This is a genomic window from Streptomyces sp. NPDC104581, from assembly GCF_055583685.1.
In genome coordinates, this window is sequence record NZ_JBVJNN010000027.1 from 65,606 (window position 1) to 91,523 (window position 25,918).

19 protein-coding genes and 1 pseudogene are annotated in these 25,918 nt (G+C 71.9%); 13 read left to right on the forward strand and 7 right to left on the reverse strand.

Annotation, left to right across the window (positions count from 1 at the left end; genetic code table 11):
- Window positions 1–4 precede the first annotated feature (4 nt).
- From ACZ61E_RS21995 to ACZ61E_RS22010, 4 genes are all read left to right on the forward strand, one after another.
- Window positions 5–535 carry a GNAT family N-acetyltransferase gene (locus tag ACZ61E_RS21995; protein ID WP_469701524.1) on the forward strand — a complete coding sequence of 177 codons (531 nt, stop codon included), beginning with the start codon at window positions 5–7 and terminating at the stop codon, window positions 533–535.
- 455 nt (window positions 536–990) lie between these two features.
- Entirely contained in the window at window positions 991–1,839 is an 849-nt protein-coding gene (locus ACZ61E_RS22000) for a glycoside hydrolase family 19 protein (protein WP_469701550.1), read from the forward strand.
- A gap of 162 nt (window positions 1,840–2,001) precedes the next feature.
- Entirely contained in the window at window positions 2,002–2,538 is a 537-nt protein-coding gene (locus ACZ61E_RS22005; protein ID WP_469701525.1) for a tyrosinase family oxidase copper chaperone, read from the forward strand.
- Between the two features lie 21 nt (window positions 2,539–2,559).
- Window positions 2,560–3,426 carry a tyrosinase family protein gene (locus tag ACZ61E_RS22010; RefSeq protein ID WP_469701526.1) on the forward strand — a complete coding sequence of 289 codons (867 nt, stop codon included), beginning with the start codon at window positions 2,560–2,562 and terminating at the stop codon, window positions 3,424–3,426.
- A gap of 186 nt (window positions 3,427–3,612) precedes the next feature.
- On the opposite strand, the gene ACZ61E_RS22015 is transcribed toward ACZ61E_RS22010, so the two are convergent.
- Window positions 3,613–3,882, reverse strand: coding sequence for a chaplin (locus tag ACZ61E_RS22015; RefSeq protein WP_469701527.1), 270 nt, complete (start codon window positions 3,880–3,882; stop codon window positions 3,613–3,615).
- Window positions 3,883–4,102: 220 nt separating this feature from the next.
- Here ACZ61E_RS22015 and ACZ61E_RS22020 point away from each other — a divergent pair, with 220 nt between their 5' ends.
- From ACZ61E_RS22020 to ACZ61E_RS22035, 4 genes and pseudogenes are all read left to right on the forward strand, one after another.
- Complete coding sequence (locus ACZ61E_RS22020; protein ID WP_469701528.1) at window positions 4,103–5,656, forward strand: MFS transporter; 1,554 nt, start codon at window positions 4,103–4,105, stop codon at window positions 5,654–5,656.
- Complete coding sequence (locus ACZ61E_RS22025; protein WP_469701529.1) at window positions 5,653–6,333, forward strand: TetR/AcrR family transcriptional regulator; 681 nt, start codon at window positions 5,653–5,655, stop codon at window positions 6,331–6,333. The genes ACZ61E_RS22020 and ACZ61E_RS22025 overlap by 4 nt, the downstream gene beginning before the upstream one ends.
- Window positions 6,334–6,458: 125 nt before the next feature.
- A pseudogene (locus tag ACZ61E_RS22030) lies at window positions 6,459–8,129 on the forward strand (SpoIIE family protein phosphatase); the annotation flags it as partial.
- Between the two features lie 342 nt (window positions 8,130–8,471).
- The gene (locus ACZ61E_RS22035) at window positions 8,472–11,936 is read left to right on the forward strand and encodes a phosphodiester glycosidase family protein (RefSeq protein ID WP_469701530.1); all 3,465 of its coding nucleotides are present in this window, start codon (window positions 8,472–8,474) and stop codon (window positions 11,934–11,936) included.
- Between the two features lie 73 nt (window positions 11,937–12,009).
- Here ACZ61E_RS22035 and paaI read toward each other — a convergent pair whose 3' ends face one another.
- The 4 genes from paaI to ACZ61E_RS22055 form a co-directional block, all read right to left on the reverse strand.
- On the reverse strand, window positions 12,010–12,432 hold the full coding sequence (gene paaI, locus ACZ61E_RS22040) for a hydroxyphenylacetyl-CoA thioesterase PaaI (protein ID WP_469701531.1): 423 nt from the start codon (window positions 12,430–12,432) through the stop codon (window positions 12,010–12,012).
- A 394-nt stretch (window positions 12,433–12,826) separates the two neighbouring features.
- The gene (locus ACZ61E_RS22045) at window positions 12,827–14,203 is read right to left on the reverse strand and encodes a cytochrome P450 (RefSeq protein ID WP_469701532.1); all 1,377 of its coding nucleotides are present in this window, start codon (window positions 14,201–14,203) and stop codon (window positions 12,827–12,829) included.
- Window positions 14,204–14,437: 234 nt separating this feature from the next.
- Window positions 14,438–16,003, reverse strand: coding sequence for an MDR family MFS transporter (locus ACZ61E_RS22050; protein WP_469701551.1), 1,566 nt, complete (start codon window positions 16,001–16,003; stop codon window positions 14,438–14,440).
- A 49-nt stretch (window positions 16,004–16,052) separates the two neighbouring features.
- Window positions 16,053–16,820 carry a TetR/AcrR family transcriptional regulator gene (locus ACZ61E_RS22055; protein ID WP_469701533.1) on the reverse strand — a complete coding sequence of 256 codons (768 nt, stop codon included), beginning with the start codon at window positions 16,818–16,820 and terminating at the stop codon, window positions 16,053–16,055.
- 439 nt (window positions 16,821–17,259) lie between these two features.
- Between ACZ61E_RS22055 and ACZ61E_RS22060 the strand changes: the two genes are divergently transcribed.
- Window positions 17,260–18,393, forward strand: coding sequence for a fatty acid desaturase family protein (locus ACZ61E_RS22060; protein ID WP_469701534.1), 1,134 nt, complete (start codon window positions 17,260–17,262; stop codon window positions 18,391–18,393).
- Between the two features lie 149 nt (window positions 18,394–18,542).
- On the opposite strand, the gene ACZ61E_RS22065 is transcribed toward ACZ61E_RS22060, so the two are convergent.
- Together ACZ61E_RS22065 and ACZ61E_RS22070 are read right to left on the reverse strand one after the other, a co-directional pair.
- Window positions 18,543–19,184, reverse strand: coding sequence for a histidine phosphatase family protein (locus ACZ61E_RS22065; RefSeq protein WP_469701535.1), 642 nt, complete (start codon window positions 19,182–19,184; stop codon window positions 18,543–18,545).
- A gap of 410 nt (window positions 19,185–19,594) precedes the next feature.
- Window positions 19,595–20,302 (reverse strand): FadR/GntR family transcriptional regulator, encoded by a 708-nt coding sequence (locus ACZ61E_RS22070; protein WP_469701536.1) that lies wholly within the window; start codon window positions 20,300–20,302, stop codon window positions 19,595–19,597.
- 171 nt (window positions 20,303–20,473) lie between these two features.
- On the opposite strand from ACZ61E_RS22070, the gene ACZ61E_RS22075 reads away from it, so the two are divergent.
- The 4 genes from ACZ61E_RS22075 to ACZ61E_RS22090 all read left to right on the forward strand — a co-directional run bounded on the left by ACZ61E_RS22075 (window position 20,474) and on the right by ACZ61E_RS22090 (window position 25,806).
- Window positions 20,474–21,820: an SLC13 family permease gene (locus tag ACZ61E_RS22075; RefSeq protein WP_469701537.1), complete on the forward strand. Its 1,347-nt coding sequence runs from the start codon at window positions 20,474–20,476 to the stop codon at window positions 21,818–21,820.
- A gap of 55 nt (window positions 21,821–21,875) precedes the next feature.
- Window positions 21,876–23,348, forward strand: coding sequence for an acyl-CoA synthetase (locus ACZ61E_RS22080; RefSeq protein ID WP_469701538.1), 1,473 nt, complete (start codon window positions 21,876–21,878; stop codon window positions 23,346–23,348).
- On the forward strand, window positions 23,341–24,723 hold the full coding sequence (locus ACZ61E_RS22085) for a carboxyl transferase domain-containing protein (RefSeq protein WP_469701539.1): 1,383 nt from the start codon (window positions 23,341–23,343) through the stop codon (window positions 24,721–24,723). The genes ACZ61E_RS22080 and ACZ61E_RS22085 overlap by 8 nt, the downstream gene beginning before the upstream one ends.
- Before the next feature lie 63 nt (window positions 24,724–24,786).
- On the forward strand, window positions 24,787–25,806 hold the full coding sequence (locus ACZ61E_RS22090; RefSeq protein ID WP_469701540.1) for a DUF2510 domain-containing protein: 1,020 nt from the start codon (window positions 24,787–24,789) through the stop codon (window positions 25,804–25,806).
- Window positions 25,807–25,918: the final 112 nt, after the last annotated feature.

The following is a 25,918-nucleotide window of genomic DNA, read 5'->3' on the forward strand; positions in this document are numbered from 1 at the left end:
GTTGATGACAGGATGGGTCGCTGTGCAGACCAACACGCTCGTCGTCCGTCGCGCGGTGCCCGCCGACGCGTCCGACATCTCCGGACTGTGGCTGAGGTCCTTCGCGGCCGCGCTCCCGAGTGTCACCCGCCCCCACAGCGAACAGCGGGTACACGCCTGGATCCGCGACATCGTCCTGCCCACCCAGGAGACCTGGGTGGCGACCGTCGAAGAGGCGGTGGTCGGCATGATGGTGATCGAGGGCGGGGACGTCGAGCAGCTGTACCTCGATCCGGACCACCGGGGCTGTGGCATCGGCGATCGCCTGCTCGACCTGGCGAAGCGGCGTCGGCCGGGCGGACTGTCGCTGTGGACGTTCCAGGTGAACGGGCCCGCACGGCGTTTCTACGAGCGCCACGGTTTCGTCCCGGTGGAGAAGACCGACGGCCGGGGCAACGAGGAGAACGAACCGGACGTGCGCTACAGCTGGCACCCCGAGCCGGCCGGTGGCTCCATTCCCGGCCCCGCCGCGGAGCCCGATCCGGCGGCCCACTGAACGGTGACGGCGTCACCCGTGTGCGGCGCACCGGGACGTGGAGGGAACCCCTCCGAGGTCATGTCGCCGTCCGGCGCCGCCCTGCGGTCCCTCGGTGAACCCGACGGTCCGCCGCGGTTCCCGCGTCGGCCAGGGGCGAGATCGCGTCACATCCACGGTGCGACGGGGCCGACACCACCGCGGGCCGCGGGGAGTTGTGGCAGGTGGGACGGTTCCGCCGGGCGGTGAACGGCCGACAAGCCCTGCTCATCCCCGTTGCCCGGGGCGTGAGGTGACGGCCGGTCCGGTTGGCGATCGGCCGAAACTCGACACTTGGTCTAGACCTTGACAGGTAGTGGGAGTTCCGGTTTGGTTCCCTCACCCCCATGGCGGCCGTCGCTCAACGGCGGCCGCGCGAAGGAGTGAGTCGCTTGCGACAGCGAATTCTTGCCCTGTTCACCGCACTGGTCTCCGCCATGGCCCTCGCGGTATTCCTGCCCGCCTCGACCTCGGCGGCGGCCACGTCCGCCGCGTGCGCCACCGGATGGAACGCGTCCGCCGTCTACTGGGGCGGCGACACGGCCTCGTACAACGGCCGCAACTGGACGGCCAAGTGGTGGACCCAGAACGAGAGACCCGGCACGGTCGACGTCTGGGCCGACAACGGAGCCTGCGGCGGCGGCCCGACCGACCCGCCGCCCGCCGGTGGCTTCGTGGTCAGCGAGGCGCAGTTCAACCAGATGTTCCCGAGCCGCAATTCCTTCTACACCTACAACGGTCTCAAAGCCGCGCTGAGCGCCTACCCGGCCTTCGCGACCACCGGCAGCGACACCATCAAGCGCCAGGAGGCCGCGGCCTTCCTCGCCAACGTCAGCCACGAAACGGGCGGCCTGGTCCACATCGTGGAGCAGAACACGGCCAACTACCCCCACTACTGCGACAGTTCGCAGTGGTACGGATGCCCGGCGGGGCAGGCCGCGTACTACGGCCGCGGCCCCATCCAGCTCAGCTGGAACTTCAACTACAAGGCCGCGGGCGACGCCCTCGGCCTCGACCTGCTGGGCAACCCCTGGCTCGTCCAGAACGACTCGGCCGTCGCCTGGAAGACCGGTCTCTGGTACTGGAACACCCAGAACGGTCCGGGCACCATGACCCCGCACAACGCCATGGTCAACAGCCGCGGCTTCGGCGAGACCATCCGCAGCATCAACGGCAGTATCGAATGCAACGGAGGCAACCCCGCGCAGGTCCAGAGCCGGATCGCCAAGTACCAGAGCTTCGTCCAGATCCTCGGCACCACCCCCGGCGGCAACCTCGGCTGCTGACGCCTCGGCGTCACTACGACAATCGGACGTAGTCCGGAGAACTGTTCTGCGACCTCCTCGTTGACCGGTTCGGGGCAGAGACCTCGCTGCCCCGGACCGGATCAGTGTCCGTGCCCCGCCGCCCGCGAGCGGCGGGACACGGCGGACGAGTGGAGGTTCGCCATGCCAGGCGGTACCCAGTTGCAGGCGCGACCCGTGGAGGCGCGGCCTGCGGACCCCCTGACCCTCGCGCCACCCGGGCCGAGCCGGCGCCACGACCCGCCCGTACCGCACGAGCCCGTCCCGGCGTCTCCGCCATCGCCTCCGCCGGGCCGCTCCCGGCGGCTCTTCCTGCGTGCCGCGTTCGCCCTCGGAGTGATCGGCGGTACGGCGTCGGCCCTGCTGCCCGTCCTGCGCGCGGACCCCCGCACCGCCGCTGCGCCGCCCGTCGAGGGCGCCGGACCACCGGCCGAACCGGTCGAACCGGCCGGGCAGGCCGAGCTGTTCGACGAGATGTACGGCGGCCGGCACATCCAGGGAACGGACACGGGCGTACTGATCGACGGCCGGCCCCTGCACATCATGCGCCGCGCCGACGGCGGCCATCTCAGTGTGGTCAACCACTACGAGTCGTTCCCGACCGCCCTCGCGACCGCCCGCGCGGCGGTCGACGACCTCGGCGGGGCCCAGCTCTCACTCGCCGGACCGGCATCCCACTGACCGCAGGGAGGACCCTCCACGGTGCACATCAGAAAGAATCAGCGCAATCTCACCAGTGCGGAGAAGAAGCGCTTCGTCAGCGCCGTCCTGGAGCTCAAACGCCGGGGCGGCTACGACGAGTTCGTCCGTCAGCATGTCCGGTACTACCGGGCCGACGGCGACGACGGGCTGCGGGCCGCGCACATGGCACCGTCGTTCCTGCCGTGGCACCGCAAGTATCTGCTGGAGTTCGAGCGGGCGCTTCAGCGGATCGACCCCAAGGTGACCGTGCCGTACTGGGACTGGACGACGGACAACACACCCGCCGCGTCCCTGTGGGCGGAGGACTTCCTCGGCGGCGACGGCCGTTCGTCCGACGGGCAGGTCACCACCGGGGCGTTCGCCTACGCGGCCGGCAACTGGACCATCAACGACGGCGTGCTGGAGCGGAAGTTCCTCGTCCGTGCCTTCGGCCGCCCCACCTCACCGATCGCGCTGCCCACCAAGGACGAACTGGCCTGGGCGATGAACGAGTCGGTCTACGACGCGGCCCCCTGGGACTCGACGGCCCCGCGCGGTTTCCGCAACCGCCTCGAAGGCTGGACGGCGGGCAGCGACAGGACGCGATGGCGTAACCACAACCGTGTCCACCGCTGGGTGGGCGGCCAGATGCTGGGCGCGACAGCGCCGCACGACCCGGTCTTCTGGCTCCACCACGCCTTCGTCGACCTCCTCTGGGACCGCTGGCAGAAGAAGCACCCGAAGGCGACCTATCTTCCGCAGCGGAAGCTGGGCGGGAACGATCCGGGGCGAGGGCAGGCGATCAGCGTGGACGAGCCGATGCCGCCGTGGCGCACGAAGCCCTCGGAGATGCTCAGCCACCGGAATCTGTACCGCTACGACACCTGAGCGGGACCCCGCGCGGGCGCGCCTCCGGCGCCTCGCGCGGACCCGGCCCGCCCGGCCCGCCCGGCCCGTACGCCCGGGTCCGCAGCACAACGGCCCCCCGCATCGGATGCGGGAGGCCGTTGCCTTTCCGTACGGCGGTGCCTCAGTCGCGCCGGAGGACGTGTGCCCCCGGGCGGCGGCGGAGGTTCAGCGGCCGTAGCCGCCGTGGTGCTTGCCGTCGACGTTGACGCACTGGTTGCCGAACGCCGGGTTCAGCAGGCCGACCACGTCGATGGTGTTGCCGCAGAGGTTCACCGGGACGTGCACGGGCACCTGGACCACGTTGCCGGAAAGGACTCCGGGCGAACCCGCGGCCGCGGCCTCGGCGCCCGCGTCGGCAGCGGCCATACCGGCACCGCCGGCCAGCACGGCGCCCGTGCCGGCGAGAACAGCAGCTGCCTTCGCAATACGCGACATCAAGTTTCTCCTTGAACGTTTCGAGCACAGCCGCACGATGTGCGGCCTTCACGCACGTTCAACGCGTCAATCGACCCTCGGTCACGAAATTGGGCCAATCGGTGAGGAAATGCCATGTGACAAAGGGGTGCACGTCTGTTTACCCTCGGGGTGAACGCTTGTGCACCCCCCTCCGTGACGCGCGGCCACGGAGGCCGCCACCGCAGACGACGGAGAGCAGATGTCCGCAGCATCGACACCGGAGCCGGGTTCGGGCCCGAGCCCCACGCCCGGAACGGCACCGACACCGGCACCGGCACCGGCACCGGCACCCGGATTCGAACCGGTGGAGGGCCGCCGCCGCCGCTTCCTCGTCGCGGTGCTCGCCTTCTGCGGCGTCGTGGTCGCCGTGATGCAGACGCTGGTCGTGCCGTTGCTGCCGCACGTCCCCGCCCTGACCGGCAGCACCCCGGCGGCCGCGAGCTGGCTCGTCACGATCACGCTCCTGACCGGCGCGGTCTTCACCCCCGTACTGGGCCGTGTCGGTGACATGTACGGCAAGCGCAGGGTCCTCATCGCCTCGCTGGGTGTCCTCGTCGCCGGTTCGGTCATGTGCGCCGTCAGCTCCCACATCGGTGTGCTGATCGCCGGCCGGGCGCTCCAGGGCGCCGCGCTCGCCGTCGTACCGCTCGGCATCAGCATCATGCGCGACGAGCTGCCGCCCGCACGGTTGCTGTCCTCCGTCGCCCTCATGAGCTCCACCCTCGGGATCGGCGCCGCCGTCGGCCTGCCGGTCGCCGCCCTCGTCGTCCAGAACTTCGACTGGCACACCATGTTCTGGGCCTCCGCCGTGCTGGGACTGATCGACATCGTGCTCGTTCTGAGCTGCGTCCCGGAGTCGCCCCTGCGCTCCCGGGGCCGGTTCGACGCCATCGGCACCCTCGGCCTGTCCGCCACCCTCGTCAGCCTGCTCCTCGCCGTGACCCAGGGCGCGGACTGGGGCTGGACCTCCGCGCGCACCGTCGGGCTGCTCGTGACCGCGCTCGCCGTGGGTCTGCTCTGGGGCGCCTACGAGCTGCGCACCACGTCCCCCATGGTCGACCTGCGGGTCTCCGCGCGCCCCGCCGTGCTGCTCACGAACGTCGCCGCCCTCCTCATCGGCTTCGCCTTCTACGCGAACTCCCTGGTCACGGCGCAGCTGGTCCAGGAGCCCACGAGCACCGGCTACGGGATCGGCGCGTCGATCGTCGTGGGCGGACTGTGCCTGCTGCCCGGCGGCCTCGCGATGGTGGCGCTGTCGCCGGTCTCCGCCCGGATCTCCGCCAAGTACGGCCCCAGGACGACCCTGGCGCTCGCCTCCGCCGTGATGGCGGTGGGGTACGTGGTGCGCTTCTTCACCAGTCACAGCCTGTGGCCGATCATCGGCGGCGCGACCGTCGTCGCGGCGGGCACCGCGATCGCCTATTCGGCCCTGCCCGCGCTCGTCATGCGCGCGGTGCCGGTGGGCGAGACCGGCGCGGCCAACGGCCTCAACACCCTGATGCGATCCGTCGGGCAGGCGTTCTGCAGCGCGGTGGTGGCCGCCGTACTGGCCAACATCACCTTCCAGGCCGGCGGCCGTACCGCCCCCACCCTGCACGCGTATCTGCTGGTCTTCCTCATCGCGGCGGGCGCGGCCCTGCTCGCGCTGGCGGTCACCCTGTGCCTGCCGGGCCGCCGCGCGGTGACCGCCGAGGCGGGTACCGTCGGCAAGGAGCAGACAGCAAGCCGTACGTTCGCCGAGGAGGGCGCGTGACGACCGGACCGGCGGCCGACGGTACGACGGACCCGGGAACGGACCCGGGAACGGAAGCGGAATCGGGCACCGACCCCGGCGCGGGCCCGGACCCCGGCTCCGACGCGGATTCCGGCTCCGACCCCGGCCCCGGACGTCTCGCGATTCTGCGGGCCGCGCGGCGTGCGTTCACCCAGCGGCCGTACGCCGAGGTGACCATGCGGGGCATCGCCGCCGACGCGGGCGTCAGCGCCTCGCTCATCGTCAAGCGCTTCGGTACGAAGGAACGGCTGTTCAACACCGTCGCCGACTTCGGCCCCGCCGCCGACAGACTCTTCGCCGCGCCGCCCCCCGTCCTCGGCAGACACCTGGTGGTGACCATGGTCCGGCTGCGGCGCGAGAACCACTCCGACCCCCTGCTGCGCGTCGTCTTCTCCCTCGGCAACATGGACGAGCGCACCCTGCTGCGCGAGCGCTTCCGCGAGCAGGTCACCGCCCGGCTGGCCCGCCTCATCGGCGGGGAGCGGAGCGAGCTGAGGGCGGAGCTGATCACCGGCCAGCTCCTCGGGCTGGGCGCGACCCTCAGCCTCCACCGGCCCGGCGCCGGTGAGGAGGCCACCCCGGAGCTGCTGGCGGACCTCTACGCCCCCGCACTCCAGCGGCTGATCAGCTGGCAGCCCGGCCGGGCGGACCACTGAGCGCCACCGGCGCGAACCCGGCAGCCCCGTCCGCTTGCGGTCGGTGCCGGTGCCGCGCACACAATTGACACCAGAAGGTGCAGAACGAGCCGACCCGCCGTGCCCGCGACTGGGAAGAGGGGCCCGTGAGTGTCGAACCGCCATCCGGCCTTCCACTCCCCGACGGGGCCGAGCCGGACTGGCCCGCCGGTCCCGACCTCACCCTCGCGTACAACCGCATGGGCAGCTTCGACATCGATCTCGTCCGCGAGTACATGCACCTCGACCCCGGCGCCCTGGAGGTGTTCGATCTCCGGCCCGGCGAACACGACGGCAGCATGGCGGTCCCCAGCCGCGTGCCGCCCGAAGAGGTGGAGCGCCTGGACACACTGGTCCGGCGGGCGCTCGACAGGGGCGGCAGCGTCTACGGCGCGTACTTCTGGATCCGATGCCGTGACGGGTCGCGCCGCTGGCTCCACACCCAGGGCCATGTCCTGCGCGACTCGGAGGGCAACTTCCGCCGGACCATCGGCATCGTGCGCGACGCCACCCGGGAACTCGACGACGCGGCCAGGCGGACGGAGCTGGTCGAGACCCGCCGGCGGCTCACGGACATGGTCCGCCGGGTCACCGCCCTGCTGGCGAGTGCGAACACCGTGCGGGACGTCACCGACGCGCTCAAGGACGCCGAGGCACTGAGCAACCTCGGCGCCGTGAGCGTGATGCTCGGCATCGTCGAGAACGGACACGTGCACACCGTCACCGAGGGGCGGCTGGGACTGTACGTCCCGGAACTCCAGTACACACGGATCGACGCGCGGTTCCCGATGAGCGAGGTCGTCCGCACCCTCCGGCCCCGCTACATCACGTCACGTGAGGAGTTCCGGCGCTCCTTCCCCGCGCTGTGGCACCACATCCAGCACCTGCCGGTCGCCTCGGGGGCCTATCTGCCGCTGATCGTGCAGGGCAGGACGATCGGCGCGCTCGGCATGCTGTACTCCCGGCACGGCGGTTTCACGGGCGAGGAACGCAACCTGCTGGTCACACTCAGCAGCAGCATCGCCCAGAGCCTCCAGCGCGCGATGCTCTTCGAGCAGGAGCACGATCTCGCCGACAGCCTGCAACGGGCCATGCTGCCCCACCACATCCCCGAGGTCCCCGGCGCCCGGATCGCCGTCCGCTACCGCGCGGCCAGGGCCGGTCGTGACATCGGCGGCGACTGGTACGACGTGGTCCCGCTGTCCGGCCACCGGGTCGGGCTGATGATCGGCGACGTCCAGGGTCACGACACGGACGCCGCCGCCGTCATGGGACAGCTGCGGATCGTGCTGTGGGCGTACGTCTCCGAGGGGCACTCGCCCGCGACGGCGATGGCGCGCGCCTCCACCCTCCTCCACGAGCTGGACACCGACCGGTTCGCGACCTGTACGTACGTGGAGGCCGACCTGACGACAGGAGCGCTCCAGATCGTCCGGGCGGGGCACCTCGAACCGATGGTGCGGGACGCCGCCGGCAGATGCGTGACCATCGACACCGAGGGCGGACTGCCGCTCGGGATCACCGGCGTCTCGCGCAGGCGGGGTGGCGCCGACTACCCGGTCACCCCGGCGGCTCTCGCTCCCGGTGAGACGCTCCTGATCTTCACCGACGGACTGGTGGAGCGGCCGGGGGCCACGCTCGACGAAGGACTCGAACGGCTGGCACGCGCCGTGGAGGACGGTCCCGACGGTATCGAGGAACTGGCGGACCGGCTCGGCGAGACGGTGGGGGAGCGGGGCGGTGGCGGCGACGACATGGCCCTGCTGCTCATGCGCAGGGACCCCGTGCCCCACGACAACTGACGCGGTCGGGAAGGGCGGTGTCGGGCGCGGGCGGTGTCCGCGTCCGCGATCAGTGAGCGACGCGCGTGTCGGGGCGGCCCGCGACACGTGAGCGGTCCCCGCCCGATCTGAAGCTTCCGCAAGCCTTTCTGACGCATCATCAGTCTGTTCGGCGGGTCGCGCGGTCGCCCCAGCGGGTGGCCGTGTCACCTCCACGGTGCCCCCTGTTCTCCCCGACGTGGCCGTGAACCCCTGGCGAACCGGGGCACATAAGGCGATGCTGGGCGGCTGACAGCGCTTTCTATCCGCGCCAACCCCCCCCGTACTACAGGAGAACTTGTGGGCCCAGGCATCGCCCGCCGGTCCGTCGTGCTGCTCGCGGCGGTCACCGCACTGACAACGGGAGCCATCACCCCGTCCGTCGCCGACTCCACCCCCGACCCCCGTCCGCGCAACGCCGCCGAAGTGCTGCGTCCCGTCGCCCCACCGCCGGCCAGCAGACCGGCCGGAGACCCCAGATCCGTCGTGGACGGCGACGGTATCGAGACCGCGCGCGCCACCCGCCCCGTCGCGCCGGGCGTCAGTCTCACCTCCTACGACCGCCTCGAATCCGACAAATGGCTGCGCGTCGACGCACTGTCGGTCGACCTCGACGGCGGCGTACGGGCCGACTACCTCTCGTCGGGCAAGGTCGCCGACCGCCGCAGCGTCTCCGAACTCGCCGCGGGGCACGACCCCGGCGAGGGCCGTCGCACCGTCGCCGCCATCAACGCCGACTTCTTCGACATCAACGAGACCGGTGCCCCCCAGGGAGCCGGCATCAAGGACGGCGCCCTCACCCAGTCACCCGCCGCCGGAGCCAACCGGGCCGTCGGCATCGGTCCCGAGAACGCCGGACGCGTCCTGGAGCTGTACTTCGAGGGCACCCTGACCCTGCCCACCGGACCGCACCCCCTCGCCGCCTACAACGCCGCCAACGTGCCCGCCGGCGGCATCGGTGCCTACACCGCGGCCTGGGGCCAGGCCAACCGGGCACTCACCGTGGACGCGGCGACACCCGTCGCCGAGGTGGCCGTACGGGACGGCAAGGTCGTCACCGTCACCGGCACACCCGGCACCGGCCCGATCGAGCCGGGCACCACCGTGCTGGTCGGCCGGGAGGCCGGCGCCGTACAGCTCGGGACGCTGCGCCCCGGCGACCCGGTGGCCATGGAGTACAGCCCGCGCACCAACGGCGGACCCCTGCCGCGCACGGCGGTGGGCGGACGTGAACTCCTCGTCGTCGACGGTGTGGCGCAGAACCACGAGGGCCAGGGGAACAACACCGCCGCGCCCCGCACCGCCGTCGGATTCACCAAGGACGGCAGCGAGATGCGGGTGATCACCGTCGACGGCCGGCAGGCCGACAGCGGTGGTGTCACCCTCACCGAACTGGCCGTGATGATGAAGCGGGCAGGCGCGTACAGCGCCCTCAACCTCGACGGCGGAGGCTCCTCCACACTCGTCGCCCGCGAACCCGGCAGCGACGCCCTCCAGGTGGAGAACGCCCCGTCCGACGGCAGCGAGCGCACCGTGCCCAACGGTCTCGCCCTCACCGCGCCCGACGGCAGCGGACGGCTCGACGGCTTCTGGGTCGAGACCCGCACACCCGCCGGAGCCGCGCCCGGTGACGACCCCGTCAAGGGCGGTCACCCCGAACGAGTCTTCCCCGGACTCACCCGCGCGCTCACCGCCGCCGGTCACGACGAGACGTACGGCCCCGCGCAGGGCGCCCCGCGCTGGCGGACCGAACGGTCGTCCGTCGGCCGGGTCGGCGACGACGGGGTGTTCACCGCACGCCGCGGCGGCACCACCGAGGTCCACGCGGAGCGCGGACACGCCGCCGGATCCATCGAGTTGACGGTCCTCGACGACCTCGCGCGAATCCGGCCGACCACCAGCCGGGTCGGTCTCGCCGACGGCGACGCCACCGGCACGTTCGGCATCGTCGGTCTCGACGCGCACGGCGCCTCCGCGCCCGTTGAGCCGCGCGATGTGGAACTCGCCTACGACCGGGACCTGTTCACCATCGCCGACGACGGCCAGGGCGCCTTCACCGTCACATCGAGGACCGGCGGCGGCGCCGGACGGATCACAGCCACCGTGGCGGGCGTCAGCACCGCCCTCGCGGTGAGCGTGGGACTGGAGGAACAGCCGGTCTCCTCCTTCGACGACGCCGCCGCCTGGAAGTTCAGCCACGCCCGCGCGGCCGGTTCGGTCGCGCCGACACCCGAGGGACAGACCGGAACCGGCCTCAGGCTCGGCTACGACTTCTCTCTCTCGACGGCGACCCGCGCCGCGTACGCGAGCCCGCCCCAGCCGATCACCGTGCCCGGCCAGCCCCAGTCCTTCACGATGTGGCTCAAGGGGGACGGGAACGGGGCCTGGCCGACCCTGCATCTCAAGGACGCCGCCGGATCGGACCAACTGCTCCGGGGGCCCTACGTCACCTGGACCGGCTGGCGACAGGTGACGTTCGCGGTACCGCAGGGGGCCGCGATGCCGCTGTCCGTGTTCCGCTTCTACCTCGCGGAGACCGCGGCCGACAAGCAGTACACCGGCGAGATCGTGATCGACGGGCTGACGGCGCAGGTGCCGCCCACCGTCGACCTGCCCGAACAGCGGCCCCCCGCCGATCCGTTGATCGACTCGGCGGCCGGGACCGGAGGCCGGGACTGGCAGTTCGCGGTGATGTCCGACGCGCAGTTCGTGGCGCGTGACCCGGACAGCCCGATCGTGGTCCAGGCCCGCCGCACACTGCGCGAGATCAAGGCGGCGGGGCCCGACTTCCTCGTCGTCAACGGAGACCTGGTCGACGAGGGTTCGCCGGCCGACCTCGCCTTCGCGCGACGGGTCCTCACCGAGGAGCTGGGCGACGACGTGCCCTGGTACTACGTGCCGGGCAACCACGAGGTGATGGGCGGGAGGATCGACAACTTCACCGGCGAATTCGGCCCCGCGCAGCGCGTGTTCGACCACGGCGGAACGCGCTTCGTCACACTCGACACCTCCAGCCTCTCCCTGCGTGGCGGCGGCTTCGCCCAGATCAAGGCCCTGCGCGCGCAGTTGGACGCGGCGGCCGAGGACTCCCGTATCGGCTCCGTGATGGTCATCGAGCATGTGCCGCCGCGCGACCCGACCGTGCAGAAGGGGAGCCAGCTCGGGGACCGCAAGGAAGCGGCGCTGCTCGAGAACTGGCTCGCCGAGTTCCGCCGGACGACCGGCAAGGGGGCCGGCTTCATCGGCAGCCACGTCGGGGTCTTCGACGCCTCGCGCGTCGACGGCGTCCCGTACCTGATCAACGGCAACTCGGGTAAGAACCCCGCCGCCCCGGCCGACGAGGGCGGGTTCACCGGCTGGTCACTCGTCGGCGTCGACAAGGTCAGCGGGCGCGAGCGCTCCGAGGCACGCCGCGAGCCGTGGAAGGGCGGGCCCGACTGGGTCTCCGTACAGACGCGCGCCCACACCGACACGCTGAAGCTGGACGCCCCCGGGAGCCTGACGGCCGGACAGCGGACACCCGTCGCCGCGACCGTCGTCCAGGGGGCGAGGGAGGTCCCGGTGGGCTTCCCGATGAGCGCGGACTGGGCGGGGTCGGCGAACCTGCACATCGGTGACGCGGACCGGGCGGGCCGTCGCGACCTGGCGGCGTTCGACCCGGCCACCGGGACGCTCACGGCGCTGCGGCCCGGCGTGCTCACCCTGGCGGTGACGGTCAACGGCGTGACGGAACGCGCGGAGATCCGGATCACGGCCGCCGGATAAGCCGGCCGTACGCGACGGGAGGGGCCCGCATCCGTTGACGGGGTGCGGGCCCCTCCCATCGCCCCAGCGCCGGTCAGCTCCGGTCGCCGCGCAGGGCGCGGCTGCGCCCGCGGAACTCGGCCAGTACGTCGTCCCCGCGCATGACCGTGACGTCGTAGATGCCGCCGCGTCCGAGCCGGGTCCGCTCCCGCGCGGTCGCGGTCAGGACGTCGCCCTCGTGTGCCGGGCGTACGAAGTCGATGTCGGCGCCCGCCGCGAAGGTCACCGGGCCGTGGCTGTTGCAGGCGCACGCGAAGGCGCTGTCCGCGAGGAGGAAGAGATAGCCGCCGTGCGCCGTCCCGTGCCCGTTCACCATGTCGGCGCGCACGCTCATCCGCAGGGTGGCCCAGCCGGGACCGGTCCCCAGGAGAGCGATGCCGAGACTCCGCGAGGTCGGGTCGGCGTCGAAGTAGTCCCGGCCCGGTCCGTCCCCGGGGGTGTCACCCGCACTGGTCATGCGGCCGATCCTATGGGCTGTCCCGTACTCCCTGGCGGGCGCACGAAGACAGCCACGGCACCTCGCCGCGTCGGCGGAACGCCCGAATACGCCCTGTACGGGGACGCCCCTCCGCCTCGCGCCGCACCGCCCCTGACGCCGCGCGCTGATCCACCAGGGACTTCGGGACAGCCCCGGGGCCGCGTCCGCGAAGTCCCGCGCGGCCCCGAGGGGTTCTCGGAGCCGGCCGAGAGCGCTCGGTACGCGGCCGATCCTCGCGCCTCGCGCGGAACCGCACCGGACGCCGCGGGCCCCGCCCGCGGCGGCCGGCGCTACTTCCGGACACGCCCCGGGCCGTGTCCGCCGGCCATGTCCGGAAAGCCCCGCCGGCCGGGCCGACGGCCTCCCGGCCCCGTCAGGCGCTCCGCAGCGTCGCACGGACCGGGCGGTTCGGCTGGAGCGTGAGGCCCGTCTTCGGGGTGATCTCGTCCGGGCCCAGGTCGAGACGGAACCGCTGCGCGAGCGTCGCCAGGACCAGGACCGCCTCGACCGTCGCGAAGCGCGCGCCCAGACACGCCCTGGCGCCGCCGCCGAACGGGAACCAGGCGTGGTCGGGCACGGCCCGCGCCTCCCCGTCCCACCGCTCCGGCCGGAACTCGTCGGGCTCGGGGAACCACCGCTCGTCGCGCTGCGCGCTCCACTGACTCGCCCACAGCACCGTCCCCTCCGGAACCGGCCGGCCGCCCAGCGTGGAGCCGTCCTTCGCGATCGCCGTCATCAGCCACACAGGAGGGTAGAGACGCAGCGTCTCCTTGATGATCTGCTCGGTCCAGCGCAGTTCCTTGAAGTCGTCGAAGCCCGGTGTGCGGCCGTCCAGCACGTCGGCCAGCTCGTCCGCGAGCCGCTCCCGCGCCCGCGGATTGCGTGAGAGCAGGTACCAGGCCCAGGTCAGCGTCGTCCCGGTGGTCTCGTGGCCGCCGATGTAGAGGGTGACGGCCTCGTCCCGGATCTCCTTGTCGCTCAGCCGGTCGCCCCGCTCGTCGCGGGCGGCGAGCAGCCTGCTGAGGAGGTCGTCGCGGTCCGCGCCGCCGCGGTGCCGCTCCTCGGTCACCCGGTTCACCTCGGTGTCGATGACCGCGACGGCTTTCTTGAGCCGGTGCCGTCCCGGTGTCGGGATCCACGACGGGAGGAAGAGGGTGAGGCCCCGGAACTCGTCGCCGATGGCCTGCTGCGCGGTGTCCATGGCCGGGCCGATGGTGTCCTCGCGACCGGCCGTGTCCGTGCCGAACAGGGTCCGTACGGCGATGCGCTGGGTGAGGGCCAGCATGTCCCGGCGTACGTCGATGTGCCCGCCCGGCTGCCAGGTGTCGGCCAGCGCGGACGCGCAGTCGGTCATGGTGACCGCGTAGGCGCGGACCTGGCGGGGCCGGACCACCGGCTGCACCAGCGCGCGCTTGCGCCGCCACGCCGCGCCCTCCGAGGTGACGACGCCGTCTCCGAGCACCAGCTTGAAGGCCCAGCCGAGTTCGGGATGGCGGTAGTCCGTCTCGACCTTCTTGAGCAGTTCCCCGATGTGCTCGGGCTGCGACAGGAACAGCGCCCGCTGCGGGCCGAGCCGCCAGGAGACCACGTCGCCGTGCCCGCGCAGCCGGGCGAAGAACCCCAGCGGGTCGCGGGAGAAGGCCGGGAGGTTGCCGATCAGCGGCAGTTGGCGGGGGCCGGGCACCGGCGCGGCGGAGAGGTCCGGTCCGGACGTGTCATGGCCGGTGGGGGAAGGCGTACCCGTGGTCATCTGAAGTCCCTGGCGCTGGAGGCGGCGTGCCGGTGTTCGGTACGGCATCAGCAAAGCCGCACCGCGCACCCCGCGCCAGACGACATTCGGCCCGAGGCAGGCGTGATCGCACGAGCGCGGTCCCAAGGCGCCGGGCGCGGGACCGGCGAGAGGGCCCGATACGGCCGTTCCCCCCACCGCCGAACGGCGGTGGGGGGAACGGCACTCCGGCTTCCGGACCGGCCGGCCCCCGGCTCAGCCCACCGGCGTGGGTGTGGACGGCTTGTCGCCGTCCGCCATCGCCTGCTTGGCCTCCTCGGCGAGCCGTTCCATGCCGCTGGTCGTCTTGAGCGGCTTCTCCTTGATGAAGACCACGGCCACCAGCGCGAGCGCGGCGAACGGGGCGGCCACCAGGAACAGGTCCGCGGTCGCCAGTCCGTACGCGTTCTCCACGATCTCCCGCATCGGCGCGGGGAGTTCGGTGACGTCGGGCACCGCGTGGCTCGATCCGCCGGCCGCCGCCCCGTCGCCCGTTCCCACGCTCTTGGCCAGCTCCGAGGCCACCCGGTTGGCGAGGATCGCGCCGAGGACGCTGGTGCCGATCGTGCCGCCCATGCTGCGGAAGAAGGACAGGACGGAGGTGGCGGCGCCCAACTCGGCCGCCGGCACGTCGTTCTGGGCCGCGAGGACCAGGTTCTGCATCAGCAGGCCGACCCCGACGCCCAGAACGGCCATGTAGAGGCTGAGCAGTCCGAAGCCGGTGTCCGCGTCGATGGTCGACAGCATGGCCAGACCGGCGGTCATGATGATGCCGCCCGCGATGAGGTAGACCTTCCACTTGCCGGTGGCGCTGATGATCTGGCCCGCGATGGTGGAGGAGACCAGCAGACCCATGATCATCGGCAGGCCCATGAGCCCGGCCACGGTCGGCGACTTGCCGAGCGCGATCTGGAAGTACTGCGAGAGGAAGACGGTGCCGCCGAACATCGCGACACCGACGAGCAGGCTCGCGACCGTGGTGAGCGTGACGGTGCGGTTGCGGAAGATGGTCAGGGGGATGACCGGTTCCGGGACCCGCGCCTCGACGTAGACCGCCGCGACGAGCAGCAGCACACCGCCACCGGTCAGCGCCGCGGTCTGCCAGGACGCCCAGTCGAACTGGTTGCCCGCGAGGGAGGTCCAGATGAGGATCGCGGAGACACCGGCGACGATCAGGAACGCGCCCAGGTAGTCGATCTTCACGTCCCTGCGGACGGTGGGCAGGTGCAGTGTGCGCTGGAGCAGCGCGATCGCGATCAGCGCGAAGGGCACACCGATGAAGAAGCACCAGCGCCAGCCCAGCCACGAGGTGTCCACCATGACACCGCCGACCAGCGGTCCCGCGACGGTGCCGACGGCGAACACCGCGCCGAACATGCCCGCGTACTTGCCCAGTCGGCGCGGCGGGATCACGGCCGCCATCACGACCTGCGCGAGCGCGGTCAGACCGCCGGCGCCGATGCCCTGCATCACACGGCTGAAGATGAGCAGTTCGACGCCCTGCGAGAATCCGGCGAGCAGGGAGCCGACGACGAACATGCCGAGTGAGAGCTGGAGCAGCAGCTTCTTGTTGTAGAGGTCGGAGAGCTTGCCCCACAGGGGCACCGTCGCGGTCATCGCGAGCAGCTCGGACGTGACGACCCAGGTGTAGGCGGACTGGCTGGCGCCGAGGTCGGCGATGATGCGCGGCAGCGCGTTCGCCACCACGGTGCCCGCCAGGATGGCGACGAACATGCCGGCCATGAGGCCGGACATGGCCTGGAGTATCTGCCGGTTGGTCATGGAGGTGGGCGCCTGGTCGGTCGCCTCTGTTGCGGTCAAGGTGGCCTTCTTATGATTCCGTGGAACGGCGGTCGGACGGACCGCCGTCGGTCTGTGCGGGCGGTTGACGCAGCCCGGCGGACAGGTGCGTGAAGACGTCCCGGAAGATGTCGGGGAACCCGACCGGCGGGGACTGCGCGTACCAGTGCTCGACGGAGACGCGTACGGCCGTGCCGGCGACGGCGGCGAGCAGCCGCGGATAGAGCGCGATGTCGGCGCCGGGGCAGACGTCGCCCTCGGAGCCCTCGGAGCCCTCGGAGCCCTCGGAGCCCCCGGTGGCGGAGGTGTCGTTCCCGGTGCCGGGGCCGCCCCGCGCGCCGCCGAGGTCGAGCCGGCTCGCGATGGTCCGCGCCAGGTCGAGTTCCTCGGCCATGTGCACGCCGAGACCGCGGGCCAGCAGATGCGGGGACTTGCGGAGGACCTTGGCGCGCAGGCTCCACACCTCGTGCCGCTGCTCGACATCGGCCAGTTCGGCCGCCATGGCCTCGCGTACCGCGTCGAGGGGGGACAGCTCGGCGGGGGCGTCCCGGACGGCGCGCCGGATGCGTTCGCCGATCTGCGTGTCCATCATCACGAACGCGTCGTCGTGGCTGTCGAAGTAGTTGAAGAACGTCCGGGCCGAGACACCGGCGGCGTTGCTGATGGCCTCGACGGTGACGTTCTCCGCGCCGTGCTCGGCGGCGAGCCGTACGGCCGCCTCGCTCAGCGCCGCGCGAGTGGCCTGCTTCTTGCGCTCCCGGAGACCCGCTCCGGCACCCTTGGTCATCACACTTTGCATGGTATGCAAATGTGCAGACGCTGCAAAATTAATAACGGGAACGGCTGGGCCGAAGGGCGTCCGGATTGGTATTCGCGCTGATCAGAAACCATTTGCGGCTTATTGTTCGTGCGGTGTAAGAATCACAAATTCCGCGCAGGCTACACTGGAGATCACCAGGCCCCAGCCCCTGACTTCCCGCTGCCTCACCAGTGTGGGCAGCAGCACTGGTCCTCGGTGAGGATGTCAGCGGCATTCGCAGCGGCCATACCCAGTTGTCGCGTCGCCGGAGTGGTCCACGTCCAACCGCACGCGGTGATCGAGCCGTGTGATGCAGTCGCCCACCCGTCCACGACCCGGCAGCGCCGTCCCCCCTGGCTTGTATCCCCACCTGCCAACCTGCCTGCCGCGCCGTCATACACCGGCACACGGTCGTGACCCTCTCGAAAGGCATGGCCGTATGGCAGTCAACACCGCCGGTACCGTGGAGGATTCCGCGGTCCTGGAACCAGGCGCCGATCTCGCGGGTGAGGCCGCGGAACAGGCATGCCGGGAGACGGGCAGCGACTTCGCGCGCCTCTCCAAGAAGATCGTCGCGGCCGGCCTGATGCGGCGCCGGCCCTGGTACTACACCTTGCGCATCGGAGTCATCACCGGCCTCTTCGCCGGCGGCTGGGTCGCCTTCGCGCTCGTCGGCGACAGCTGGTGGACGCTCGCCGTCGCCGCCTTCCTCGCCGTGGTCTTCGGCCAAGTTGCGCTGGTCGCACACGATGTGGGTCACCGTCAGGTGTTCCGGCTGCGCAAGGCCAGTGTGCGCGCCGGAAAGATCGCCGGAAACCTCGGCATCGGTATGGGCTACGGATGGTGGCAGGACAAGCACTCCAGGCACCACGCCAACCCGAACCACGAGGAGCTGGACCCGGACGTCATCCCCGACATCCTCGTCTGGACACAGGGACAGGCCAGGGCCGCCAAGGGGCTTCCCCGTCTGATCGGCCGCTCCCAGGCGTTCCTGTTCTTCCCGCTCCTCACGCTGGAGGGTTTCAACCTGCATGTCGCGGGCGTGCGCGCGCTGGCCAACCGCTCGCTGAAGCAGCGGACTTCGGAGGGCGTACTGCTCTTCACGCACTTCGCGGTCTATCTCGGCGCGCTGTTCGTGGTGCTGCCGCCCGGCAAGGCCATCGCCTTCCTCGCCGTCCACCAGTGCCTGTTCGGTCTCTACCTGGGCTCGATCTTCGCGCCCAACCACAAGGGAATGCCCACCTTTTCGGGCAGCGACCGGCCGGACTTCCTGCGTCGTCAGGTGCTCACCTCCCGCAATGTGCGCGGCGGCTGGTTCACCGACATCGCGCTCGGCGGGCTCAACTATCAGATCGAGCACCACCTGTTCCCGAACATGCCGTCGCCGCAGCTCCGCGAGGCGCAGCCGATCGTCCGGCGCCACTGCGAGGAACTGGGCATCAGCTATCTGGAGACCGGCCTGATCACCTCGTACAGCCAGGCCCTGCGGAGCCTGCACGACGCGGGCGCCCCGATCAGGGAGTCGGCGACCGCCCAGACCGTCGTCGAGCCCGGTAGCAAGCCCGACGCCTAGCTTCCGGGGGCCGAACCCGCCTGAGTACGGGCGACGCTGGACCGTTCGCCGTGGACGGAGGCGCGTACGCGGTGCGACGCCCGCCCCGCCGGTCGTACGCGACCGGCGGGGCGGGCGCATGAACGAGTGTTCGGGGTGCGGCCCGGTCGTCAGGCGCTGTGCGGCAGGTCCTGGACCGTGCGCAGCAGGGTGTCGGGGAGCGCCAGATTCCACGCCGTGATGACCGGGTTGCCGTGTTCCGTACCGAGCCTGGACACCGTTCCGGTCTCCAGCCGGAACAGCGCGCCCTCGGCCGCGGTGAGACCCAGATAGCGAGCGGTGAGCACCCGCAGGAAGTGTGAGTGGGCCACGAGCGCGATGTCCTCGTCGTCCGCGCGGCCGGCGGCGGCGCGGACGTCGGCGAGTACCCGGTCGGCGCGGGCGCTGACGTCCGAGGGAGTCTCGCCCGGGTGGTCGCCGGGGCCGGGCGTGGTCCCGTCCGTCCAGAGGCTCCAGTCCGGGACCGTGCGGCGGATCTCCTCGGTGGTCACGCCCTCGTAGCCGCCGTAGTTCCACTCGTGCAGATCCGGATTGATGCGGGTGGACCGCAGCCCGGCGAGTTCGGCGGTGCGGCGGGCCCGTGCCAGGGGGCTGACCAGCGTGACGCCGATCCGCCGGTCGGCGAGCAGGGGGACCAGGGCGCGCGCCTGGTTCTCACCGTGGGCGGTCAGTGGCAGATCCGTGTGGCTGGTGTGCTGCCCGGACAGCGACCACTCGGTCTCGCCGTGTCTGATGAGGATCAACTCGCCCATGGATGCTGTCCGTTCGTTCGTACGGGGGCGTACTGAGGTGTACTGCGGGGTCTCAAGTGCGGGCGCCTGCGAGTGGCGGGTGCCCCTCTCAGCCCGGTCCCGCTCCACGATCCCATCACGCCGCGCTCGGTACGCACGGGGCGCGCCCGGCGCGGGCGGCGCGAGCCCGTGGCGCGCTTCACAGGCCACCCGCCCAGGTGGCGGGGAACATGCCGTCGTGGTTCAGCGTTCACCTATACGTGGTCGCGGAGGGAGACGTGACGGCTCCGCGACCACCCCGGAACGAGCCCCGGCTGGTCCATCCCCCGAACCAGCCGGGGCTCTTGCCTGACCGGAGCCGAAGCCGGAGCGGGCGTGGGCCCGGCGCGACGCGGGCGCGGACCGGGCGTGGACCGGGAGGGCCGTACGGCTCAGACGTCGTCGCCCGGATTCCAGTCCAGCAGCCGTACCTTCGCCACTGTGCGCACATGACGGCGCATCGCCGTCGCCGCCGCCTTGCCGTGCCGCGACTCGATCGCTTCGAGGATCGCCCGGTGCTGGGCGAGTGAGCGGTGGGGGCGGCCCGGCTGGCGCAGCGACTCGTTGCGGCTCTCGGTGATCTGCTCGGCGATGGAGCGCATGAACTCGGCCAGCAGTCCGCTGTGGGCCGCCGCCGTCACCGCGGCGTGGAAGAGCCGGTCGCCCTCCACACCGGGACCGCCCGCCTCGATCTCGTCGGCCATGCGGTCGAGCGCCTCGCGCATCGCGGTCAGATCGTCGGCCGTGCGGCGCTCGGCGGCCAGTTCGGCGAGTTTGGTCTCCAGCGCCTCGCGCGCCTCCAGGACGTCGGGCAGCCGGCGCTTGCGTTCCACGAGCCGTTCGACCGGTTCGGCGTCGAGGCTGTCGCGGACGAGATACGTGCCACCGCCGTGCCGTACCTCCACCAGTCCCTGCACTTCCAGGACGACGATCGCCTGCTTCACCGACGCGCGGCTCACGCCGAGGCGGCCCGCGAGTTCACGCTCGGGCGGCAGCCGGTCGCCGGCCCGCAGATCGCCTTCCGCCACATGGTGGCGGAGCCTGTCGAGGACCTGTTCGTACAGTCGTGGCCGGGCCATCGGCCGCAGTGCGTCGGACACACGAACCCCCCATAACTGGTCGTTCGCAGCCTAACACCGGGCGGCCAAGTGGCTGAGCCAATTCCTGTCGAATCCCTTGACGCCTCGCCGGGCCGGTGCTCAAAGTGGTCCAGCCACTTGGCCAATACCGCTTGGCCAGTAATCAACGGCCCCAGGGACGGGAGCCCTCCGATGTCCGCCGAACTGATCTCGATCCTCGTACTTGTGGTCGTCTTCGTGATCGCCACGACCCGCTCGATCAACATGGGCGCGCTCGCCTTCGCCGCCGCGTTCGGGGTCGGCGAACTCGTCGCCGACCTGGACGCGGACGGTATCTTCGCCGGATTCCCCGGCGACCTGTTCGTCGTGCTCGTCGGCGTCACCTATCTCTTCGCCATCGCACGGGCCAACGGCACCACGGACTGGCTGGTGCACGCCGCCATCCGGCTCGTTCGCGGCCGAATAGTGCTGATCCCCTGGGTGATGTTCGCGATCACCGGAGCACTGACCGCGATAGGCGCCGTCAGTCCGGCGGCCGTCGCGATCGTCGCGCCCATCGCACTGAGCTTCGCCGCGCGCTACTCGATCAGCCCCCTGTTGATGGGCGCGCTCGTCGTGCACGGCGCGCAGGCCGGCGGCTTCTCACCGATCAGCATCTACGGCTCGATCGTCAACGGGGTGGTGGAACGCGAGAACCTGCCCGGCAACGAGCTCGTGCTCTTCTTCGCCTCGCTCGTCGTCAACCTGATCATCGCGGCTGTCGTGTTCGTCCTGTTCGGCGGATTGAAGCTCAAGGGCCGCGACCCCGCCACCGAGGCCGGCGACAGCCGGACCGACGGCAGTCAGGCCAAGGGCGGCACGAGCGCGAACGGCACGAACGGCGCGGCCGTGAACGGCGCGCTGAAGAACGGCGACGGCGCCCTGGCGACCGACTCCGCACACCTCAACCGCGCCCGTATCGCCACCCTGACCGCGCTCGCGGCACTCGTCGTCGCCGTCCTCGTGTTCGACCTCGACGCCGGACTCTCCTCCATCACCCTCGCCGTCGTCCTGAGCACGTTCTGGCCGGAGACGAGCCGCAAGGCCGTCAGCGAGGTGGCCTGGCCGACCGTGCTGCTCATCTGCGGTGTCCTGACCTACGTCGGAGTCCTGGAGGAGATGGGCACCATCGACTACGCGGGCAACGCCGTCGGCGACATCGGTGTCCCCCTGCTCGCCGCCGTCCTGCTCTGCTACATCGCCGCCGTCATCTCCGCCTTCGCGTCCTCCGTCGGCATCATGGGCGCCCTCATCCCGCTCGCCGTGCCGTTCCTCGCCCAGGGCGAGATCGGGGCCGTCGGCATGATCGCCGCCCTCGCCGTCTCGGCGACCGTCGTGGACGTCAGCCCCTTCTCCACCAACGGCGCCCTCGTCCTGGCCGCCGCCCCCGACGTCGACCGGGAGCGTTTCTTCCGCCAGCTGATGGTGTACGGAGGCATCGTGGTGGCGGCGGTACCCGCGGCGGTGTGGCTCGTACTGGTGGTGCCAGGCTTCGGGTGATCAGGTCACCACCCTGACGACCGGTCAGACTCGTCGACAGCAAGGAGAACGACGCGTGTCCCCTCTCTTCCCGGCCCTCGCCGCGGGTTCCACCCGGCCCGCACTCCAATTCGGCGAACAGACCCTGAGCCACGCCGAACTGGCCACCGTGGCGGGCGCCCTGGCCGCCCGTATCGCCGGTGCGCCACGGGTCGCCGTCTGGGCCACACCCACCCTCGGTACGGCCGTGGGGGTGGTGGCCGCGCTGCTGGCGGGCGTGCCCGTCGTGCCGGTGAACCCCAAGACCGGCGAACGGGAACTGACGCACATCGTGACGGACAGCTCACCGGCCCTCGTCCTCGCCGAACGCGGGGTCGAACTGCCGCCGATCCTGGCCGGGTTGACGCGTCGGGACACCGACGTCCGGCAGGCCGGCGCCGCCACCGGTGTCCAGGGCGGTGCCGCTCCCGCCACGCCCCTGCCCGCCGAGCCGTCCCCGGAGGCGCCCGCGCTGATCGTCTACACCTCGGGCACCACCGGACCCCCCAAGGGTGTCGTCCTGCCCCGCCGCGCCGTCGCCGCCACGCTGGACGCGCTGGAGGACGCCTGGCAGTGGACCGAGGCCGACGTCCTCGTCCACGCCCTGCCGCTGTTCCACGTCCACGGCCTGATCCTCGGCATCCTCGGCCCGCTGCGCCGCGGCGGCTCGGTGCGTCACCTCGGCAGGTTCGCCACCGACGGCGTCGCGCGCGAGCTGTCCTCCGGAGCCACGATGCTGTTCGGCGTACCGACGATGTACCACCGCATCGCCGAGGCGCTCACCGACGATCCCGGACTGGCGAAGGCGCTCACCGGCGCGCGCCTTCTGGTGTCGGGATCGGCCGCGCTGCCCGTCCACGACCACGAGCGCATCGCGGCGGCCACCGGACGCCGTGTCATCGAGCGGTACGGCATGACCGAGACCCTGATGAACACCAGCGTGCGCGCGGACGGCGAACCGCGCGCCGGCACCGTCGGCGTCCCGCTGGCCGGGGTGGAACTGCGGCTGGTCGACGAGTCGGGCGCCGCGATCGCCGGGTACGACGGCGACACCGTCGGCGAGATCCAGGTACGCGGCCCGAACCTGTTCACCGAGTATCTGAACCGCCCCGACGCGACCGGGGCCGCCTTCGACGACGGCTGGTTCCGCACCGGTGACATGGCGATCCGCGACCCCGACGGCTATGTCCGCATCGTCGGCCGCAAGGCCACCGACCTCATCAAGAGCGGCGGTTACAAGATCGGCGCCGGTGAGATCGAGAACGTGCTCCTGGAGCACCCGGGAGTACGCGAGGCCGCCGTCACCGGAGAGCCCGACGAGGACCTGGGGGAGCGGATCGTCGCCTGGATCGTCCCCGCCCGGGCCGATGCCCCGCCGTCGGCCGAGGAGTTGGCGGCGCACGTCGGGGCTCAGCTGGCCTCGCACAAGAGGCCCCGCACCGTGCGCTATCTGGACGCGCTGCCCCGCAACGACATGGGCAAGATCATGAAGCGGGCCCTCCATGGCTGAACGGCTGAGCGCGCGAGGGGCGGTCGCCTCCCTCACCGGAGCGACCCCGCGGGGCGCCCCGGCCGGCTTCACCGAACTGCCCGCCCCCGAGGACACCTCGCCCCCTGACGGCCCGCTGGCCTGGCGGGGATACGACGAGTCCCGCGCCCGCGCGGCGGCGCGCACCGGTGAGGACGAGTCGGTCGTCTGCGGCACCGCACACGTGGGCGGCACCGAAACCGTCCTGATCTCCTTCGAGTTCGGGTTCCTCGGCGGATCGCTGGGGCAGCGCACCGGAGACCGGCTGGAGGCGGCGTACACCCACGCCCGCGAACGGCGGCTGCCCGTCGTCTCGTTGATCGCCACCGGGGGCAGCCGCATGCAGGAAGGCATGCTCGCACTGCTCCAACTCCAGCGGGTGGCCCGGCAGTCGGCCCTGACCAGGGCGGCGGGCCTGCCCCAGATCGCGGTGGTGCGCGACCCGACGGCCGGTGGCGGCTGGGCCACCCTCGGAGCCGGCGCCGATGTGATCCTGGCCCTGCCGGGAGCCCAGATCGGGTTCGCGGGTTCGCGGGTACGGCCGCCGGACGCCGACCCGTACGCGTACACCGCCGAGGCGCAGCTGACGGCCGGTCATATCGACGCGGTCGTACGGCAGGAGGACCTGCGGGAGACTGTCGGCCGCTGGCTGGCGCTGCTGACGGACGGCGCCACCGGCCCCGGAGCCGCTCCCGCGACAGCCGCCGAGCCTCCCGCCGGACTCGGGCGCGCCGCACCGCCCGCCACCGGCTGGGAGGCGGTGAGCCTGGCCCGCGACCCCCGGCGCCCCCGCGCCGAGGCGTACCTGGCCGCGTACTTCACCTCCCGCGAGGCCGTCAGCGGTGACCGGAGCGGTGGCACCGACCCCGGAATGCTCTGCGGGTTCGGCGTGCGCGAAGGCCGTACGGTCGCGTACGCCGCCCAGTGCGGCACCGCGACCCTCCCGGCCGGCTATCGCACCGCGGCCAGACTGATCAGGCTCGCGGACCGGCTGGGGCTGCCCGTCCTCACACTCGTCGACACCCCTGGCGCGGCCAACGACGCCGAGGCGGAGCGCACCGGCGTCGGCGGCGCGATCGCGGACCTGTTCGCCGCCGTGGCCACCGCCCGCGTACCCGTCACCAGCCTGCTCATCGGCGAAGGCGGTTCCGGCGGGGCCCTGGCACTGGCCGCGCCGGGCAACACATGGGCCACGCAGGACAGTTACTTCTCCGTCATCGCGCCCGAACTGGCGACGGCCATCCTCAAGCGGCCACCGGAGGAGACCCGCGCGACGGCCGACGCGCTCGGGCTGCGCCCCCAGGACCTGCTGTCGCTGGGGGTGATCCGGGGGATCGTGCCCACGGCGGGGACATGAAGTCCATCGATTTCTCATGGGCCTCTCACCAGGTTTGTCGGACCATATGCCTATGGTGAGTGGGTGACGCAGACGACTCCGCCCGGCTGGTATCCGGACCCGGGACACGAAGGTGACGGCCCGCCCCAGGAACGGTGGTGGGACGGGTCGGCCTGGACCGACATGGTCCGCTCCGACCCGGCCACGACCTGGAGCGCGGCTTCGGGACCCGGCGCGCCCGTCGGCGCCGGCGCGCCTGGCCTGCCGCCCTACCCGCCGGCGCCACCGGGCGCCGGCGGACGCGGCCGGCGGATCGCCCTAGCCGTCACCGCGGGCGTCGTGGTGCTGGCCGTCGTCGGCGGCTTCCTCCTGCTCCGGGAGGACGGCGACGACTCGGCGGACAGCGCGAGTACGACGCCGTCGACCGCACCCAGCAAACCGGGCCAGGAGCGCCCGGCACCGGACGAGTCGCAGCCGCCCGGCGGCCCCGGCGCACCCGACGGAGGCGACGGCCCGGGCGGTGGCGGCGGAGACGGCGGCCCCGAGCAGGAGGTCCCGACCGAGGACGGCTACGCCACCGACATGGCCAGCGGCATCAGCATCCCGGTGCCGGAAGGCTGGAGCGGCCAGTCGGGTCCCGTCGGCGCCGGAGTGAGCACCGGGGAGCACCCGTGCCCGGGAAACCCGGACGAGTCCTGCGTACGCGGCGGGGTCAACTCCGTCCCGGCGATCGCCCTGGAGATCAAGGCCACCACCGCCAAGGCGGCGGCCGAGGCGGACATCAAGAAGAACGCCGAGGAGTCCTACGGCGGTGAGAGCTACGGAGAGATCTCCTCGCACGAGGAGCTGAAGTCCGAGGCGGTGACCGTCGCGGGCAAGAAGGGCTATCTCGTGCGGTGGAAGGTCGTCACCGGCAAGGGCGACGACGGGTACGTGCAGTCGCTCGCCTTCCCGTCACCCGCGCCCGGCGCGCAGGGCATGCTGATCATCGTGCGCTCCGGGTTCGACATCAACGACAAGGCGCCCGAGCTGCCCGTGATGGACGAGATCACCGGGGGCATCAAGGCCGCGGCGGGCGGTGGCGGCGCGGGCGAGAAGGTCTGAGACCCGGCAGCCGACCCCGTTCCCCTCGGTCGGGGGGGGGGGGGGGGGGGGGGGGGCGGGGGCCGCGGTGGGGGGGGGGGGGGGGGGGTGGGGGGGGGGGGGGGGGGGGGGT

Bases quoted from the DNA above. Each gene is read 5' to 3' on its own strand.
- ACZ61E_RS21995 (WP_469701524.1), top strand. From the start codon at position 5: ATGACAGGATGGGTCGCTGTGCAGACCAACACGCTCGTCGTCCGTCGC.
- ACZ61E_RS22000 (WP_469701550.1), top strand. From the start codon at position 991: ATGGCCCTCGCGGTATTCCTGCCCGCCTCGACCTCGGCGGCGGCCACG.
- ACZ61E_RS22005 (WP_469701525.1), top strand. From the start codon at position 2,002: ATGCCAGGCGGTACCCAGTTGCAGGCGCGACCCGTGGAGGCGCGGCCT.
- ACZ61E_RS22015 (WP_469701527.1), bottom strand. From the start codon at position 3,882: ATGTCGCGTATTGCGAAGGCAGCTGCTGTTCTCGCCGGCACGGGCGCC.
- ACZ61E_RS22020 (WP_469701528.1), top strand. From the start codon at position 4,103: ATGTCCGCAGCATCGACACCGGAGCCGGGTTCGGGCCCGAGCCCCACG.
- paaI (WP_469701531.1), bottom strand. From the start codon at position 12,432: ATGACCAGTGCGGGTGACACCCCCGGGGACGGACCGGGCCGGGACTAC.
- ACZ61E_RS22045 (WP_469701532.1), bottom strand. From the start codon at position 14,203: ATGACCACGGGTACGCCTTCCCCCACCGGCCATGACACGTCCGGACCG.
- ACZ61E_RS22050 (WP_469701551.1), bottom strand. From the start codon at position 16,003: ATGACCAACCGGCAGATACTCCAGGCCATGTCCGGCCTCATGGCCGGC.
- ACZ61E_RS22055 (WP_469701533.1), bottom strand. From the start codon at position 16,820: ATGCAAAGTGTGATGACCAAGGGTGCCGGAGCGGGTCTCCGGGAGCGC.
- ACZ61E_RS22060 (WP_469701534.1), top strand. From the start codon at position 17,260: ATGGCAGTCAACACCGCCGGTACCGTGGAGGATTCCGCGGTCCTGGAA.
- ACZ61E_RS22065 (WP_469701535.1), bottom strand. From the start codon at position 19,184: ATGGGCGAGTTGATCCTCATCAGACACGGCGAGACCGAGTGGTCGCTG.
- ACZ61E_RS22075 (WP_469701537.1), top strand. From the start codon at position 20,474: ATGTCCGCCGAACTGATCTCGATCCTCGTACTTGTGGTCGTCTTCGTG.
- ACZ61E_RS22085 (WP_469701539.1), top strand. From the start codon at position 23,341: ATGGCTGAACGGCTGAGCGCGCGAGGGGCGGTCGCCTCCCTCACCGGA.